Genomic DNA, 16,505 nt, shown 5'->3' on the forward strand with positions numbered 1-16,505 from the left:
GAGCGAGAAAATGCCAAAACGTACCGACATAAAAAGTATCCTGATCCTTGGCGCTGGCCCGATTGTTATCGGCCAGGCCTGCGAATTCGACTATTCCGGCGCCCAGGCCTGCAAGGCGCTGCGTGAAGAGGGTTACCGCGTAATTCTGGTTAACTCTAATCCGGCCACCATCATGACCGATCCGGAGATGGCAGACGCCACCTATATCGAGCCCATTCACTGGGAAGTGGTGCGCAAAATCATTGAAAAAGAGCGCCCGGATGCGGTGCTGCCCACCATGGGCGGCCAGACGGCGCTGAACTGCGCGCTTGAGCTTGAGCGTCAGGGCGTGCTTGAAGAGTTTGGCGTCACCATGATTGGCGCCACCGCAGATGCGATTGATAAAGCGGAAGACCGCCGTCGCTTCGATGTGGCGATGAAGAAAATTGGTCTGGAAACCGCCCGTTCGGGCATCGCCCATACGATGGAAGAAGCGCTGGCGGTTGCCGCTGACGTGGGGTTTCCCTGCATTATTCGCCCCTCCTTTACCATGGGCGGCACCGGCGGAGGCATCGCTTATAACCGTGAAGAGTTTGAAGAGATTTGCGAACGGGGCCTGGATCTTTCACCGACCAATGAGCTGCTGATTGACGAGTCGCTGATCGGCTGGAAAGAGTACGAGATGGAGGTCGTCCGGGATAAGAACGACAACTGCATCATCGTCTGCTCGATTGAAAACTTCGATCCGATGGGCATTCACACCGGTGACTCAATTACGGTAGCACCAGCCCAGACGCTGACCGACAAAGAATATCAAATCATGCGTAACGCTTCGATGGCGGTACTGCGTGAAATCGGTGTGGAAACGGGCGGCTCCAACGTTCAGTTTTCGGTCAACCCGGAAAATGGCCGCCTGATTATCATTGAAATGAACCCGCGCGTATCACGCTCTTCGGCGCTGGCATCTAAAGCGACCGGCTTCCCGATTGCCAAAATCGCGGCCAAACTCGCCGTGGGTTACACGCTCGATGAGCTGATGAATGATATTACCGGCGGCCTGACGCCAGCCTCATTCGAACCCTCCATCGACTATGTTGTGACCAAAATTCCGCGCTTTAACTTTGAAAAGTTTGCCGGTGCCAACGATCGTCTCACCACCCAGATGAAATCCGTGGGTGAAGTAATGGCCATTGGCCGTACTTTCCAGGAGTCGGTACAGAAAGCGCTGCGCGGGCTGGAAGTCGGCGCGCACGGTTTTGATCCGAAAGTGGATCTGAACGATGCGGAAGCGCTGACCCACATTCGCCGCGAGCTGAAGGATGCCGGTTCCGACCGCATCTGGTACGTGGCCGATGCGTTCCGGGCGGGCATGTCGGTTGACGGCGTCTTTAACCTGACCAACATTGATCGCTGGTTCCTGGTACAGATTGAAGAGCTGGTGCGTCTGGAAGAGCAGGTGGCTCGCGAAGGCATTAACGGCCTGACCAAAGCATTCCTGCGCAGCCTCAAGCGGAAAGGTTTTGCCGATGCGCGCCTCTCCGCGCTGGCGGGCGTGTCTGAATCGGAAATCCGCAAGCTGCGTGAACAGTACGACCTCCACCCGGTCTATAAGCGTGTGGATACCTGTGCCGCCGAGTTCTCTACGGACACCGCCTATATGTACTCCACCTATGAGGAGGAGTGCGAAGCGAACCCGAATCAGGATCGCGATAAAATTATGGTGCTGGGCGGTGGCCCTAACCGTATCGGCCAGGGCATTGAGTTCGACTACTGCTGTGTACATGCCGCACTGGCGCTGCGTGAAGATGGGTTTGAAACCATTATGGTTAACTGCAACCCGGAAACCGTCTCTACCGATTATGACACCTCAGATCGCCTTTATTTTGAGCCGGTCACGCTTGAAGACGTGCTGGCCATCGTGCGCATTGAAAAACCGAAGGGTGTGATCGTGCAGTATGGCGGTCAGACGCCGCTGAAGCTGGCACGTGAGCTGGAAGCGGCTGGCGTTCCCGTTATCGGTACCAGCCCGGATGCGATTGACCGTGCCGAAGACCGTGAGCGTTTCCAGCAGGCGGTGGAGCGTCTTGGCCTGAAGCAGCCCGCTAACGCCACCGTCACCGCGCTGGAGCAGGCCGTTGAAAAAGCGGCGCAGATCGGTTATCCGCTGGTGGTGCGTCCTTCTTACGTGCTGGGCGGCCGGGCGATGGAAATCGTTTACGATGAAATCGACCTTAAGCGCTATTTCCAGACGGCGGTCTCGGTCTCAAATGATGCGCCCGTGCTGCTGGATCGCTTCCTGGACGACGCGGTGGAAGTGGACGTGGACGCGATCTGTGACGGTGAGCGGGTGCTGATTGGCGGCATTATGGAGCACATCGAACAGGCTGGCGTGCACTCCGGCGATTCTGCCTGCTCCCTGCCAGCCTATACGCTGAGCAAAGAAATCCAGAATGTGATGCGTCAGCAGGTTGAGAAGCTCGCTTTTGAGCTGTGCGTTCGCGGCCTGATGAATGTGCAGTTTGCGGTGAAGGATAATGAGGTTTACCTGATTGAGGTCAACCCACGCGCAGCGCGTACCGTACCTTTCGTCTCTAAAGCGACCGGCGTGCCGCTGGCGAAAGTCGCCGCACGGGTGATGGCGGGCAAAAGCCTGGCTGAGCAGGGTGTGACGGAAGAAGTGATTCCTCCTTACTACTCGGTAAAAGAAGTGGTGCTGCCCTTCAATAAATTCCAGGGCGTTGACCCGATCCTCGGTCCGGAAATGCGTTCGACGGGTGAAGTGATGGGCGTTGGCCGCACCTTCGCCGAAGCGTTCTCAAAAGCGATGCTGGGGGCGCAGAGCAACATGAAGAAAAGCGGACGTGCGCTGCTCTCGGTGCGTGAAGGGGATAAAAAACGCATCGTGGATCTGGCGGCCAAGCTCCAGAAACTGGGCTTTGAACTTGATGCCACGCACGGCACGGCAGTGGTGCTGGGTGAAGCGGGGATCAATCCGCGGCTGGTTAACAAGGTGCATGAAGGCCGTCCTCATATCCAGGATCGTCTGAAAAACGGGGAATATGCCTACATTGTCAACACCACCGCAGGACGCCAGGCGATTGAGGATTCCAAACTTATCCGCCGTAGCGCGCTGCAGTATAAAGTGCACTACGACACCACGCTGAACGGCGGCTTTGCTACCGCGATGTCGCTGAATGCGGATCCGACCAGCAAAGTGATCTCCGTGCAGGAAATGCACGCGCAGATTAAAGGCTAAGCGTCACCTCCAGCCATTCCATCCCCGCCCCGGCGGGGATTTTTTTTGCGCCGCCGTTCATTTCTTCCCTGGCAGGTTTGATCATTATCGTGACCGCGCTAAAAGTGCCTCTGCTGCTGGCAAGGTATAATCCCCGATTCCTTTCTGTTCATCCCCGCAACCGCAAAGCGCTCCCGCTCTGCATCACCTTTATCAAGGAGAGAAAATGAAAAAGCTGCTGTTAGTCACGCTGATCTGTGCCGCCACCGGGCCATTTGCTTTTGCCGCCAAAGATGTCACTACCCAGCCGGACTTCTATTTTCTGCAGGAGTCCCAGTCGCCAGACAGTCTCGCTTTGCTGCCCGCTCCGCCAGCCATTGATAGCATCGATTTTCTGAACGATAAGGCCCAGTACGAAGCGGGCAAGATGCTGAGAAATACGCCGCGAGGCAAGCAGGCGTGGCAGGATGCGCACGTCTCGGGTGATGGTGTGCCGCAGGCGTTCTCTGCGGCGTTCGGCACCACGATCGATAAAGAGAAGACGCCCGAAATTTTCCGGCTGGTGATGAAAATGCGCGAAGATGCCGGTGACCTCGCCACGCGCGGCGCCAAAGAACACTATATGCGCATCCGGCCTTTTGCTTTCTATAATGAGCCCACCTGCCGTTCAGATGAAGAGAGTACGCTTTCCAAAAATGGTTCTTATCCTTCCGGACACACCACTATTGGCTGGGCAACGGCGCTGGTGCTGGCTGAAATCAACCCGGCAAGGCAGGGCGAAATCCTGAAGCGAGGCTATGAAATGGGACAGAGCCGGGTGATCTGCGGCTATCACTGGCAGAGCGACGTCACCGCCGCGCGTCTTGTCGCCTCGGCTGTCGTGGCGCGCCTGCATGCCGAACCGGCCTTCGCCAGCCAGCTTGAAAAAGCAAAAGCCGAGTTTACGCGCCTGAATCAGGGTTCCTGAAATAAGCCGCTGCGATAGTGAATGCTGAGGCGCAGGAGGTTAGCTGCGCCAGCATGGGTAAGGTTACGGCAGGAGAGAAAAAAGACGTGCGGCAGATGCACGTTAGCTGCCCGGTCGTCTGACCGCCGGGCAGGATAAAATCAGGAGAGCGCGACCTTAATTCCCAGCGCAATCAGTACGCCACCGAGGAGCTTATCAATCAGCTTCTGCGCCTTCGCAATCCCACGCCGCACCGGCTGACTCTGGATCAGGATCACCAGCAGCGGCCACCAGACAGAGGAGAGCGTCAGAATAATTCCGGCATACCAGGCCTTTTCACCGAGGCCGGTATCCACGTTAAGCACCTGAGTAAACATGGCCAGGAAAAACAGCGTTGCCTTGGGATTAAGCAGGTTACAGAGATAGCCCTGCAGAAAGGCCTTCCTGAGCGAGGTGGCTTCTGGCTGTACATTACTCAGATCCAGCTTGCCGCCGCCGCGGGAAAGCAGCGCCTGCACGCCAATAGTAATCAGGTAGGCGGCACCGGCATATTTCAACAGCATAAACAGCCAGGGCGTGGTGGTTATCACGACCGCCAGGCCTGCTACGCAGTAGGCCATATGCGTCGCAACAGCACAGTTGATGCCCAGCGCGCTCATCATCGCCGCGCTGCGCCGGTAACGAACGGCGTTTTTAATAATCAGGAAAAAGTCCGGTCCGGGGGAAAGCATCCCGAGACCCGCGATAGTGACAATAAATAAGCTGGTTTCTAACATGGTCTGTTCTGTGTGCAAGTCGAAAGGGGGATGATAGCACGACAGCCCCGCGGTTTTACGCCTTGAAACGGTGAAAATAACGCAGGCAAAAACCTTAACGACCTTTACGCAAAACCCGGCGCTTTGCTATCGACGAAAGTTTCGCCTTTACGTATGATGGCGCCAATTTAATCCCCTGTTGAGTAATTATGATGATAAGCCTGATCGCGGCTTTGGCAGCCGATCGCGTTATTGGGATGGACAATGCAATGCCGTGGGATCTGCCCGCGGATTTGGCCTGGTTTAAACGCAACACGCTGAACAAACCGGTCATTATGGGCCGCCTGACGTGGGAGGCGATAGGCCGTCCACTGCCGGGGCGTCAGAACATTGTGGTCAGCCGTCAGCAAGGAAGCGCGGTGGAGGGCGTTACCTGGGTCAGTTCGCTGGACGCCGCGCTCGCCGCCGCAGGCGATGCGCAAGAGATTATGGTCATCGGCGGTGGTCATATCTATGAGCAGATGCTGCCGCGTGCCGATCGCCTTTATCTGACCCACATTGATGCGGAAGTGGAAGGCGACACGCATTTTCCTGACTATGAACCGGATCAGTGGCAGTCCGTTTTCAGCGAATTCCATGACGCGGATGAAAAGAACTCCCACAGCTACTGTTTTGAGGTGCTGGAGCGGAGAGGCCTGGAAAAGTAAATCCCTTTACCATCCTGAAACATTCCTGTAACAAAACCATTCTAGCATTGCTTCAATTTGGGAAACCCTTAAGGAAGCAATGCGGTATGTCTACTCTCTCCCCTGTTCCGAACCTGCCGGATGAAGATGCCACTCACAGCCCAACCCGGCGTAAACTGCTTGCCGGCACCGGCGCCTTAGGAATGGCAGGTTTTATCGGTGGTGGTCTTTCCATACCTTCTCTGGCGCTGGCAAAGTCAGCGCCAGGCAACAGCAAACTGCTGGGCTTTGACAGTATTCCGGCATCGACAGCGGATGAGATTGCTATCGCCGATGGCTATCAGGCGGAGGTGCTGATTTCCTGGGGCGATCCGCTGGTCAACGGCGCCCCTGCGTTCGATCCCGAGGGCAACAACAGCGCGGCCGATCAGGAAAAGCAGTTTGGCGATAATAATGATGGTATGAGCTTTTTTGCGCTTGAGAATCAGCAGGATCGCGGCCTGATCGCCATCAATAATGAATATGTGAATGAGCAATACCTGTTCGCGCATGGCGACAGCAAAGCGCACAATCTGGAAGATGTCAGGAAGTCACAGGCAGGGCATGGCGTGTCGGTGGTGGAAGTCCGTCGCGGCGAAGGCAACCAGTGGGAAGTGGTACGTCCTTCACGCTATAACCGCCGTATTACCGCCAATACGCCGATGCGTTTTTCCGGTCCTGCTGCCGGCGATGCGGCGCTGCATACCGAAGCCGATCCGCAAGGGATGAACGTCCTCGGCACCTTCGGTAACTGCGCCAATGGCAAAACCCCCTGGGGCACCTATCTGACCTGCGAAGAGAACTTCGATACCTATTTCGGCACCAAAGCGGCGGATTTCAAACTCACCGCGGCGCAGAAACGCTACACCCTCAATCCCGCCGAACCCGAGCGAAACTGGCCCGATTTTGATCCGCGTTTTGACGTAGCGAAAAACCCCAATGAGTTTAACCGTCACGGCTGGATTGTGGAGATCGACCCGTTTACGCCAGATTCAGTACCGGTTAAGCGCACCGCGCTGGGACGGTTCAAACATGAGAATGCGGCGGTAACGGTCGCGAAAAGCGGCGAACTCGTAGTCTATATGGGCGATGATGAACGCGGCGAGTATATCTATAAATATGTCTCTAAGGGCAAAGTCGATTCCGCTAATCCGGCAGCGAATAAAACGTTACTCGATGAGGGGACGCTTTATGTCGCGATTTTTAACGGCGATCCGAAAGGGACACCGCTGAAAGGCAGCGGACGCTGGGTGGCGCTTGTTCAGGGGCAGAATGGCCTCACCGCAGAGAATGGCTTCCGTACTCAGGCAGACATTCTGATCAACACCCGTGGTGCGGCGGATATCGTTAAAGCCACGCGTATGGACCGTCCGGAATGGATTGCCGTCAACCCCCACGATGGCCGCGCCTATTGCACCCTGACGAATAACAGCAAGCGCGGCGATGAAAATATGCCGGTTAACGCGGCGAACCCGCGACCTAAGAATATTTATGGTCAGATTATCCGCTGGGATGAGAAAGGGGATGCCACGGCTCAGGCGTTCAACTGGGATATCTTTGTGCTGTGCGGCAATCCGATTGCGCATCCGCAGGGCATTTATCGCGGGACGCCGAATATCACCGAACAGAACACCTTCAACAGTCCCGACGGTCTGGGCTTTGATGAGGCTGGACGCCTGTGGATCCTGACCGACGGGAAATACAGTAACGAAGGCGATTACGCCGGGCAGGGGAATAACCAGATGCTGGTGGGCGATCCGCAGAGCGGAGAGATCCGCCGCTTTATGGTGGGGCCTAAGTCATGCGAGCTGACAGGGATTACCTTCACGCCGGACTACAAGACTATGTTTGTGAACGTGCAGCATCCGGGTGAAGAAAAGGATTCACACTTCCCCAATAACAGCCCGCGTCCACGCTCTTCGGTCATTATGATTACCCGTAAAGATGGCGGTGTGCTGGGGGCGTAATCGGATTTAAGCCTGTTTATCATCACTATTAAAATCACGCCTGTCGGGCGTGGTGCATGATTGATGGCAAACATAAAGCACAGGGAACAGGGCTTGAAGTAAAACGTTGTGCGGCGCAGGGCGTCTTAACAGCAGCGACGTTTTTTGCGTCTGAATGGGGAGGCTCTGTTACTGGTGCCGGCACGTCGTCAGTCATAAACCCCACGTCGGCAGGCGTGGGGTTTTTCACTTTTCCGATCGTTACTTTACCGGTAGCGTCGGTAGAAAGCCTGGCTGGCGACTTATCCCTCGGTGCGAAGCACCGCCGGAGCGGTTTCCACGTCATCCTGCAAACGGTTTGATGGCTGGATAAAGAACTGACGATCCTCCCAGCGCAGCATGGTCAGCGTACCGCCCCAGCAGCACCCGGTATCCAGTCCCAGGATCCCTTCAGGCGTACCTTTTCCTTCCAGCGACGCCCAGTGACCGAACGCAATGGTATAGTCGCGTGAGACCGGGCCGGGGATGGTAAACCACGGCTTTAGCGGCGGCGGTGCCGATTCTGGCGAATCTTTACAGATCATATCCAGCTGGCCATTCGGAAAGCAGAAGCGCATCCGCGTCAGCGCGTTGGTGCTGAAGCGCAGGCGGGCCAGCCCGGTCAGTTCTGGGGACCAGTTGTTCGGCATATCGCCATACATGGCATTAAGAAACAGCGGATAGGTGTCGCTCGACAGGACGGCTTCCACTTCTGCGGCACACATTTTTGCCGTCTCAATATCCCACTGCGGCGTTATGCCCGCATGCGCCATTACCAGCTTTTTCTCTTCATCCACCTGTAGCAGAGGCTGACGTCGCAGCCAGTTGATCAGTTCATCCGCATCATCAGCCTCCAGCAGCGGTGTAATGCGATCTTTTGGCTTGTTACGGCTGATGCCGGCATAGACGGCAAGCAGATGCAGGTCATGATTACCCAGAACAAGACGAACGCACGCTCCGAGAGAGCGAACGTAGCGCAGAACGTCCAGCGAACCCGGGCCTCTGGCAACCAGATCGCCCGTCAGCCAGAGCGTGTCCTGAACGGGATCGAAGTCAACCTGGTGTAACAGTGACTGAAGTTCATCATAGCAACCGTGAATGTCACCGATTAAATAAGTGCTCATTAAACCTGTCCGGGAATGATTGGCGATACGCCGTCAGAAAAACGGGCAGCCCGCGAGCGGGCTGACTCGCCGGAATGAATTAGTGGATATGCGTGGGAATGGCCAGCCTGAACACTGGAATCGCCACGCGGAAGGCTTCGCCTTCGCTGTCGATCATCTCATAGTGTCCCTGCATCGTGCCCATTGGCGTTTCCATCACGGCACCGCTGGTGTACTGAAACTCGCCGCCTGGCTCGATGTGCGGCTGCTCGCCGACCACGCCTTCGCCCTGGACTTCCGTTTCATGGCCGTTGCCGTTGGTGATCAGCCAGTAACGGCCGAGCAGCTGAACGCGGGACCGCCCAAGGTTACGCAACGTAATCGTGTAGGCGAAGACGTAGCGGCTATCATCGGGAGACGATTGTGATGCTACGTAAGCGCTCTGAACCTGAATACAAACCCTGGGCGACTCGATCATGATTTTACTTCTCCTGCTGCTGAGGATGCGCAATCAGCCAGTTTGCCAGCTGGCAATATTGTGCGACGGAGATATTTTCCGCGCGGAGAGAAGTATCAATATTCATCTCTTCCAGCGCCTCCGGCGTAAACAGATGACCCAGGCTGTTGCGCAGCGTTTTACGGCGTTTACCAAAGGCTTCCGTGGTGATACGGCTCAGCACGCGCATATCTGCTACAGGATGAGGCAGCGTGGCGTGCGGCATCAGTCGCACCACGGCGGAGTCCACTTTGGGTGCCGGCGTGAAGGATTCTGGCGGCACTTCCAGCACCGGAATTACCTGGCAGTAGTACTGCGCCATCACCGTCAGACGGCCATAGGCTTTGCTGCCCGGACCCGCCACCAGCCGGTTCACCACTTCTTTCTGCAGCATAAAGTGCATATCACGGATCGCATCAGTATAGCTGAAAAGGTGAAACATCAGTGGTGTTGAGATGTTGTAGGGCAGGTTGCCGAACACCCGCAGCGACTGGCCTTTTTCGCGGGCATAGGCCGCGAAATCAAAGGTCATCGCATCCTGCTGGAAAATGGTCAGCTTAGGGCCGAGAAAGGGATGCGTTTGCAGACGAGCCGCCAGGTCGCGGTCAAGCTCAATCACCGTCATGGCGTCAAGACGCTCGCCAACCGGTTCGGTTAACGCGCCCAGACCGGGGCCGATTTCCACCACAGCCTCACCGGCTTGCGGGTGAATGGCGGAGACAATGCTGTCAATGATATAGGGATCGTTAAGGAAGTTCTGTCCGAAACGTTTGCGGGCGAAATGGCCCTGATGGACGCGATTATTCATTACTGCTCTTGATCATGGTGATGGCGAGGTTAAGCGCCGTAATAAAGCTGCCCGCATCAGCGTGACCCAGACCTGCCAGTTCGAGAGCGGTGCCGTGGTCAACGGAGGTACGGATAAAGGGCAGGCCGAGAGTGATATTCACCGCACGCCCGAATCCCTGATATTTTAGCACCGGCAATCCCTGGTCGTGATACATCGCCAGAACCGCATCGGCCTGTTCCAGATATTTAGGCTGAAACAGCGTATCCGCCGGCAGCGGGCCGGTAAGGCGCATTCCCTGCTGGCGAAGTTCGTTTAGCGCAGGAACGATCACGTCGATCTCTTCCCGGCCCATATGGCCGCCTTCACCGGCGTGAGGATTCAAACCACAAACAAAGATATGCGGAGAAGGTAAGCCAAATTTACTTTGCAGGTCGGCATGCAGAATCGTCAGGACTTCATGCAGGCTGTCGCGGGTGATGGCATCAGAAACCGCCTTCAGCGGCAGATGCGTGGTTGCCAGCGCCACCCGCATCGCTTCTGTTGCCAGCATCATCACCACGCGTTCACGGCCAGCCCGTTCGGCAAAAAATTCCGTATGTCCGCTAAAGGGGATGCCCGCATCATTGATCACGCCTTTATGGACGGGGCCGGTAATCAGTGCGGCAAATTCGCCGTTCAGACAGCCGTCGCACGCTCTTGCGAGCGTTTCCAGCACATAGTGACCGTTCGCCACACAAAGCTCGCCCGCCGTAACCGGCTGCGGCGTTGCCACCGGCAGCAGGGTAAGCGTTCCGGTGGTCTGAGGCTGCGCGGGGAGGTCTGGCTGATACTCACGCAGCGTCAGCGGTAAGCCCAGCACCGCAGCACGCTGCTGCAGGAGCTGGGGATCGGCGCAGACCACCAGCTCAACCGGCCAGTCGCGCTGGGCCAGTTCAATCGTCAGATCTGGCCCTATCCCGGCAGGTTCGCCGGGCGTGATGACTACGCGGGGATTACTGAGCATTGTTGTCCAGAATCTTCACGTAGGCAGAAGCACGCTGTTCCTGCATCCAGGTCTGGGCCTCTTCCGCGAATTTACGGTTAAACAGCAGGCGATACGCGCGCTCTTTCTGTGCCGCATCCGTTTTGTCCACCTGACGGGTATCCAGTAGCTGGATCAGGTGCCAGCCGAATGAGGAGTGCACAGGTGCGCTCATCTGGCCCTTGTTGAGCTTCAGCAGCGCATCGCGGAATGCCGGATCGAAAATTTCCGGTGAGCTCCAGCCGAGGTCGCCGCCCTGATTGGCTGAACCTGGATCCTGAGAAAACGCCTTCGCCGCCTGAGCAAAAGTGGTTTTCCCACTGCTGATCTCTTCCGCAAGCTGTTGCAGCTTCTGACGGGCCTGATCGCTGTTCATTACCGGCGATGGCTTAAGCAAAATGTGGCGTGCATGCACTTCGGTCACGGAAATGTTTTTGTTATCGCCGCGAATATCATTCACTTTCAGAATATGGAAACCCACGCCGGAACGGATCGGGCCGATGATGTCGCCTTTCTTCGCGGTAACCAGCGCCTGGGCGAAAAGTGACGGCAGCTCCTGAATCCGGCCCCAGCCCATATTACCGCCTTTCAACGCCTGAGAATCCGCTGAATAAGTGATGGCCAGTTTGCCGAAGTCCGCGCCGTTTTTGCTTTCGCTAACGAGCTGTTTTGCCAGCGTTTCCTGGTCGTCAACCTGCTGCTGGGTAGGGTTTTCCGGCAGCGGCAGAAGAATGTGGCTGAGGTTAAGCGAGGTGCTGGCATCGTTCTGCGAACCGACCTGGGTGGCCAGAGAGTCCACTTCCTGCGGCAGAATGGTGACGCGACGACGCACTTCGTTATTGCGCACTTCAGCAATCGTCATCTCTTTACGGATCTGCTCACGGTAGGTGTTGTAATTCATGCCGTCGTAGGCAAGACGACTGCGAAGCTGATCGAGGCTCATTTTATTCTGCGCCGCGATGTTTTCGATCGCCTTATCCACCTCGGCATCCGGGATCTGAATGCCGGACTGTTTCGCCATCTGCAGCAGAATATTGTCCATAACCAGACGTTCAGTAATCTGGTGGCGCAATGTTTTATCATCAGGAAGCTGCTGACCCGCCTGGCGGGCCTGTCCTTTTACGGACTGCATCATGCCATCGACGTCACTTTCTAATACCACGCCGTTATTGACCACGGCGGCAACTTTATCAACAACCTGCGGGGCTGCAAACGCGGTGCCGGCCGACATCGCCACACCAAGGATCAGCATTCTCCAGTTCTTCATACTTTTTCCATTCTTCTATCCGCACTGCGGGTTTGCATAACTAATTCACAACATCAGAAAGCGCGCTGATAAGGCAGAATACCCTGACGCAGCATTTCACCGGTGCCCAGATTGTAAGATGGACTCAGGCCACGTAGCTCAATGTTGAATGATATTTTGTTCTCGTACTTACTCTCGCTATCTTCCCAGCTGGTGATTTTACGTTCGTAGCCAAGGCGAATCGCGTAACAGCAGGAGCTGTACTGTAATCCCACCAGCTGATCGGCAGGCTGTTTCGCTTTGGTATCGTAATACCAGGCACCCACAACGGACCAGGCGTCAGCGATCGGCCAGCTGGCCGTGGTGCCCACCTGAGAAATCCCCTGCTGATAGCCTGGGTTTCTGACGCGGCTCAGGGTTTGTTCAATATATTCCGGGCTGGTATAGCGATAGTTCAGCTGGACCATCCGGTCCGCATCACGACGATATTCCAGCACGGCGTTGCCCTGTGAAACGTTATCCAGGCTGGTGTCGTACTGAAGACCCCCACGTGCGGCCCAGCGGTCGCTGATCCGCCACCAGGTATCGCCCGCCCAGACCAGGCTACCACGGTCATCGCTGTCCGCCGCCTCAATACCGGTCCGTGACGGAGTAAACGAGTAGATTTGACCCACAGAAGCGTTAAAACGTTCAACCAGATCGTTATCAAAAATACGGGTGGTAACGCCAGTGGTCAGCTGGTTAGCCGAAGCGATACGATCGAGGCCGCTGTAGGTCCGGTCGCGGAACAGACCGGTATAGTCACTTTGCAGCAGCGTGGAGTCATAGGCGCGGATTGAACTCTGATCGCGGTAAGGCAGATAGAGATACTGCAGGCGCGGCTCCAGCGTCTGCGTATAACCCGGTGACCAGTCCATATCGCGGTCAAAGACCATCTTACCGTCGACCTTAAACTGCGGCATGGTCCGGTCTACGGAGCTTTTCAGCTGGTTCGTTTTGGTGGTATCGATGCGGGTGTTGTAATACTCAATATCATCCTGCTGATAGTGGGTTGCCAGCAGCTTGGCTTCGGTATTCAGACTTCCCCAGCGATTGGATAACGGCAGGTTAATCGTCGGTTCCACATGAAGACGGGTGGCGTCCGGATACTGCTCGTTAACGTTAGTGAATTTCACCGCCTGTGCGAACAGGTGGGTATCAAAAGGACCGACGTCGTTCTGATAGTAATTAAAGTCGAACTGCGGCTCGGCACGGTAAACATCACGGCTGGCGTTCGAAGAGAAGATCTGGAACTGTTTGGTTGAGAGCGTCGCATCCCAGTTTTTCTCGGCGTAGCCCACGCTGAATTTCTGCGTCACATAGCCGTCGGTCGAATTACCGTACGTTGAGTCAAGATCGGTAAAATAGTAAGGATCGCTGACCTTGGTGTAGTCGATATTGAAACGCCAGTTCTGGTCATAAACGCCAGAGTGCCGCCAGTAGAACAGCCAGCGGTTAGAGTCCTTCTGATCCTCAATATTACGGGCGGTAGTGTCTTTATTAAATTCGTCATCGGTCGGCAGATAATCGAACTCCATCAGACCGGCGCCCGCTTTGGTCAGGTAGCGGAATTCATTCTGCCACTGCAAACCACGCTGGCTCATATAGTGCGGCGTGATGGTAGCATCCGCCTGAGGCGCGATGTTCCAGTAGTAAGGCAGGATGAACTCAAAGCCGTTGGAGCTGCCGTACTTGGCATTCGGGATCAGAAAACCCGAGCGGCGGCGATCGCCGATTGGCAGCTGCAAATAGGGACTGTAGAGCACCGGAACCGAACCGATTTTAAAGCGGGCGTTCCAGATCTCCGCCACCTGCTCTTCGCGGTCCTGAATCACTTCGGTACCAACCACGCTCCAGCTATTGTCGCCGGGCAGACAGGAGGTGAAGGTGCCGTTTTCCAGAATGGTATAGCGGTTCTGGCCGCGCAGCTTCATCTGATCGCCGCTGCCACGTCCCTGACGGCCAACCATCTGATAGGTGCCATCCCAGACGTTAGTATCTTTGGTATTAAGATTTGACCAGGCTTTCGGGCCCTTCAGAATGACCTGGTTGTCGTCATAGCGCACGTTACCCAGCGCGTCCACGGTGCGGATCGGCGGCTGGCCTGCCTGCTCTTTCTGATGAAGCTGCACCTCGTCGGAGAGGAGGCGGCTGTTACCCTGCTGGATGTCCACGTTGCCGGTAAATACCGCATTATCGGGATAGTTGCCTTTGGCGCTGTCGGCATTGATCGTTACCGGCAGTTCATTGGTCTGTTTTCCCTCAACCAGAGGACGGTCGTAGCTTGGCACACCCAGCATACACTGTGATGCCAGATCGTCGGCCAGGCCCTGCTGGCTGTAGAGCGCTGAACCGATAAGCGTGGCCAGCAAAGTAGGTAGTCGTTTTTTCATACGCGGTATCGAAAATTCCGTGATAGCAGGCATCATGCCGACAAACGGTCAGAGACTAACGTACTCAACTGCGTTGCGCTAGTGTTATACCTTTCATCTTGTAAATTGCTGGCGTCATGACATCTCGTTATTACCGCCAACCCGCAATCTGAGATTAAAGGGTTCGTCTGGTTGTTTGACCGCGTTGCCGTTAGGCTTAGGGATAAATGAGAGGTATGATAATGCAATTTTTAGCCTTGAGCATGGCGAATTGAGGAGTATATGCGCTATTGGGGAAAAGTAATTGGCCTTGTGCTGGGTTTGTTAAGCGGCGCCGGCTTTTGGGGAATCGCCTTTGGCCTGCTGATTGGCCATCTTATCGATAAAGCACGTACGGTCAGAGGGCAGGGCTATTTCAGCAACCAGCAGACCCGACAGACGCTCTTTTTCCGCACAACCTTTCAGGTCATGGGGCATCTGACCAAGTCTAAAGGCCGCGTGACCGATGCGGATATCCAGATGGCCTCGCTGCTGATGGACAGAATGCAGCTGCATGGCGAGGCGAGAACCTCAGCACAGCGCGCGTTCCGGGAAGGTAAAGAGGGTGATTATCCGCTGCGGGATAAGCTCAGAGAGTTGCGCAGCGCCTGCTTTGGTCGCTTCGACCTGATCAGGGTATTTCTGGAGATTCAAATCCAGGCAGCATTCGCTGACGGCTCGCTGCATCCGAACGAGCGACAGGTCCTTTATGTCATTGCGGAAGAGCTGGGGATTTCGCGCAGCCAGTTCGATCAGTTCCTGCGCATGATGGAAGGCGGCCAGCAGTTCGGCGGCGGCCACTATCAGGGCGGCGCGGGATCGCAGAGCGGCTTTAACCCCGGTCAGCGTGGGCCGACGCTGGAAGACGCCTGTAGCGTGCTTGGCGTGAAAAGCAGTGATGATGCCACCACTATCAAGCGCGCCTACCGTAAGCTGATGAGCGAGCACCATCCGGACAAGCTGGTGGCGAAAGGGTTACCGCCGCAGATGATGGAGATGGCAAAGCAGAAAGCCCAGGAGATCCAGGCCGCTTACGACCTGATTAAACGGGAAAAAGGGTTCAAGTAGCGCATCACCTCAGTGAAGGGAGACTTCTCCCTTCACGATCCTGCCAGCAAAAATAGATTTCTTTATTTACATCTTACTTTTTATTTTAACATAGCAAGTCAAAAAGAGGTTTAATTGCTAAATAAAACGATTGTTGTGAATGTTTTATTTAATTTCAAAAAAGCGTGCAGCATTAAAGGTTGTGAGTGAGATGATTTTTATTCTCAAAGCCCAGAGCGTTACATAATATTCTTCCTCAATCCCCTTCCGGTTTAGGTTTGATTAATCATAATGAATATATATTGAGCAGCATTATAAGTGACACTTAAGCTTTTACTTGTAAAAGAAAGTGCACGAACTGTTGTGGGTTATTATATGTCTAATGATAAATATACCTGGTTTCTCATTGTCGCCATTATGACGGAAGTCACCGCGACGATACTGCTGGGATTGTCGGGGGGAATGTCGAAATTATTACCGACAATCGGGTCATTAAGCGCGTACGTCTGTTCTTACTATTTTCTTACGCTCTCACTGAAAAAAATTCCGATCGGCCTGGCCTATGCACTGTGGGCAGGCATCGGCATTATGGCTAACACGCTAATCACCGTGCTGCTCTCCGGTATCCTGCCACATCCTGCCACATCCTGGCAGCATCACTGGCATGATGCTGATTATTGCTGGCGCGTTGATAATCAACCTGCTGGCAAAAAATGAGAACAAAGAC

13 protein-coding genes are annotated in these 16,505 nt (G+C 55.3%); 6 read left to right on the forward strand and 7 right to left on the reverse strand.

Annotated elements, in window-relative coordinates:
• Window positions 1–10: 10 nt before the first annotated feature.
• Both carB and EA20_RS0111820 read left to right on the forward strand, forming a co-directional pair.
• Window positions 11–3,235, forward strand: a complete 3,225-nt coding sequence (gene carB / locus EA20_RS0111810) for a carbamoyl-phosphate synthase large subunit (RefSeq protein ID WP_024967024.1) — start codon at window positions 11–13, stop codon at window positions 3,233–3,235.
• Window positions 3,236–3,440: 205 nt separating this feature from the next.
• Entirely contained in the window at window positions 3,441–4,181 is a 741-nt protein-coding gene (locus EA20_RS0111820; RefSeq protein WP_024967025.1) for a phosphatase PAP2 family protein, read from the forward strand.
• 140 nt (window positions 4,182–4,321) lie between these two features.
• Here EA20_RS0111820 and EA20_RS0111825 read toward each other — a convergent pair whose 3' ends face one another.
• Window positions 4,322–4,936, reverse strand: a complete 615-nt coding sequence (locus EA20_RS0111825; RefSeq protein WP_024967026.1) for a LysE family translocator — start codon at window positions 4,934–4,936, stop codon at window positions 4,322–4,324.
• Window positions 4,937–5,127: 191 nt separating this feature from the next.
• On the opposite strand from EA20_RS0111825, the gene folA reads away from it, so the two are divergent.
• Window positions 5,128–5,622 (forward strand): type 3 dihydrofolate reductase, encoded by a 495-nt coding sequence (gene folA, locus EA20_RS0111830; protein ID WP_024967027.1) that lies wholly within the window; start codon window positions 5,128–5,130, stop codon window positions 5,620–5,622.
• Window positions 5,623–5,708: 86 nt separating this feature from the next.
• The gene (locus EA20_RS0111835; protein WP_024967028.1) at window positions 5,709–7,607 is read left to right on the forward strand and encodes a PhoX family phosphatase; all 1,899 of its coding nucleotides are present in this window, start codon (window positions 5,709–5,711) and stop codon (window positions 7,605–7,607) included.
• A gap of 281 nt (window positions 7,608–7,888) precedes the next feature.
• Here EA20_RS0111835 and apaH read toward each other — a convergent pair whose 3' ends face one another.
• From apaH to lptD, 6 genes are all read right to left on the reverse strand, one after another.
• The gene (gene apaH, locus EA20_RS0111840; RefSeq protein WP_024967029.1) at window positions 7,889–8,749 is read right to left on the reverse strand and encodes a bis(5'-nucleosyl)-tetraphosphatase (symmetrical) ApaH; all 861 of its coding nucleotides are present in this window, start codon (window positions 8,747–8,749) and stop codon (window positions 7,889–7,891) included.
• Between the two features lie 79 nt (window positions 8,750–8,828).
• A complete protein-coding gene (gene apaG, locus EA20_RS0111845) occupies window positions 8,829–9,206 on the reverse strand; it encodes a Co2+/Mg2+ efflux protein ApaG (protein ID WP_024967030.1) in 378 nt (125 codons plus the stop codon).
• A gap of 4 nt (window positions 9,207–9,210) precedes the next feature.
• Window positions 9,211–10,032: a 16S rRNA (adenine(1518)-N(6)/adenine(1519)-N(6))-dimethyltransferase RsmA gene (rsmA, locus tag EA20_RS0111850; RefSeq protein ID WP_024967031.1), complete on the reverse strand. Its 822-nt coding sequence runs from the start codon at window positions 10,030–10,032 to the stop codon at window positions 9,211–9,213.
• The gene (gene pdxA / locus EA20_RS0111855; protein ID WP_024967032.1) at window positions 10,025–11,017 is read right to left on the reverse strand and encodes a 4-hydroxythreonine-4-phosphate dehydrogenase PdxA; all 993 of its coding nucleotides are present in this window, start codon (window positions 11,015–11,017) and stop codon (window positions 10,025–10,027) included. The genes rsmA and pdxA overlap by 8 nt, the downstream gene beginning before the upstream one ends.
• On the reverse strand, window positions 11,007–12,302 hold the full coding sequence (surA, locus tag EA20_RS0111860; protein ID WP_024967033.1) for a peptidylprolyl isomerase SurA: 1,296 nt from the start codon (window positions 12,300–12,302) through the stop codon (window positions 11,007–11,009). Before surA ends, pdxA begins: the two co-directional genes overlap by 11 nt.
• Before the next feature lie 53 nt (window positions 12,303–12,355).
• Window positions 12,356–14,749 carry an LPS assembly protein LptD gene (gene lptD / locus EA20_RS0111865; protein WP_024967034.1) on the reverse strand — a complete coding sequence of 798 codons (2,394 nt, stop codon included), beginning with the start codon at window positions 14,747–14,749 and terminating at the stop codon, window positions 12,356–12,358.
• Window positions 14,750–14,974: 225 nt separating this feature from the next.
• Here lptD and djlA point away from each other — a divergent pair, with 225 nt between their 5' ends.
• Together djlA and EA20_RS19720 are read left to right on the forward strand one after the other, a co-directional pair.
• On the forward strand, window positions 14,975–15,799 hold the full coding sequence (gene djlA, locus EA20_RS0111870) for a co-chaperone DjlA (protein WP_024967035.1): 825 nt from the start codon (window positions 14,975–14,977) through the stop codon (window positions 15,797–15,799).
• A gap of 354 nt (window positions 15,800–16,153) precedes the next feature.
• The gene (locus tag EA20_RS19720; protein ID WP_051516354.1) at window positions 16,154–16,495 is read left to right on the forward strand and encodes a multidrug efflux SMR transporter; all 342 of its coding nucleotides are present in this window, start codon (window positions 16,154–16,156) and stop codon (window positions 16,493–16,495) included.
• The last annotated feature ends 10 nt before the right edge of the window (window positions 16,496–16,505 follow it).

It is taken from the genome of Pantoea sp. IMH (assembly GCF_000599885.1).
Classification (GTDB): domain Bacteria; phylum Pseudomonadota; class Gammaproteobacteria; order Enterobacterales; family Enterobacteriaceae; genus Erwinia.

What these genes read in the sequence shown, in the direction of transcription:
- carB (WP_024967024.1), top strand. Translation starts at nt 11, where the DNA reads ATGCCAAAACGTACCGACATAAAAAGTATCCTGATCCTTGGCGCTGGC.
- EA20_RS0111820 (WP_024967025.1), top strand. Translation starts at nt 3,441, where the DNA reads ATGAAAAAGCTGCTGTTAGTCACGCTGATCTGTGCCGCCACCGGGCCA.
- EA20_RS0111825 (WP_024967026.1), bottom strand. Translation starts at nt 4,936, where the DNA reads ATGTTAGAAACCAGCTTATTTATTGTCACTATCGCGGGTCTCGGGATG.
- folA (WP_024967027.1), top strand. Translation starts at nt 5,128, where the DNA reads ATGATAAGCCTGATCGCGGCTTTGGCAGCCGATCGCGTTATTGGGATG.
- EA20_RS0111835 (WP_024967028.1), top strand. Translation starts at nt 5,709, where the DNA reads ATGTCTACTCTCTCCCCTGTTCCGAACCTGCCGGATGAAGATGCCACT.
- apaH (WP_024967029.1), bottom strand. Translation starts at nt 8,749, where the DNA reads ATGAGCACTTATTTAATCGGTGACATTCACGGTTGCTATGATGAACTT.
- apaG (WP_024967030.1), bottom strand. Translation starts at nt 9,206, where the DNA reads ATGATCGAGTCGCCCAGGGTTTGTATTCAGGTTCAGAGCGCTTACGTA.
- rsmA (WP_024967031.1), bottom strand. Translation starts at nt 10,032, where the DNA reads ATGAATAATCGCGTCCATCAGGGCCATTTCGCCCGCAAACGTTTCGGA.
- pdxA (WP_024967032.1), bottom strand. Translation starts at nt 11,017, where the DNA reads ATGCTCAGTAATCCCCGCGTAGTCATCACGCCCGGCGAACCTGCCGGG.
- surA (WP_024967033.1), bottom strand. Translation starts at nt 12,302, where the DNA reads ATGAAGAACTGGAGAATGCTGATCCTTGGTGTGGCGATGTCGGCCGGC.
- lptD (WP_024967034.1), bottom strand. Translation starts at nt 14,749, where the DNA reads ATGATGCCTGCTATCACGGAATTTTCGATACCGCGTATGAAAAAACGA.
- djlA (WP_024967035.1), top strand. Translation starts at nt 14,975, where the DNA reads ATGCGCTATTGGGGAAAAGTAATTGGCCTTGTGCTGGGTTTGTTAAGC.
- EA20_RS19720 (WP_051516354.1), top strand. Translation starts at nt 16,154, where the DNA reads ATGTCTAATGATAAATATACCTGGTTTCTCATTGTCGCCATTATGACG.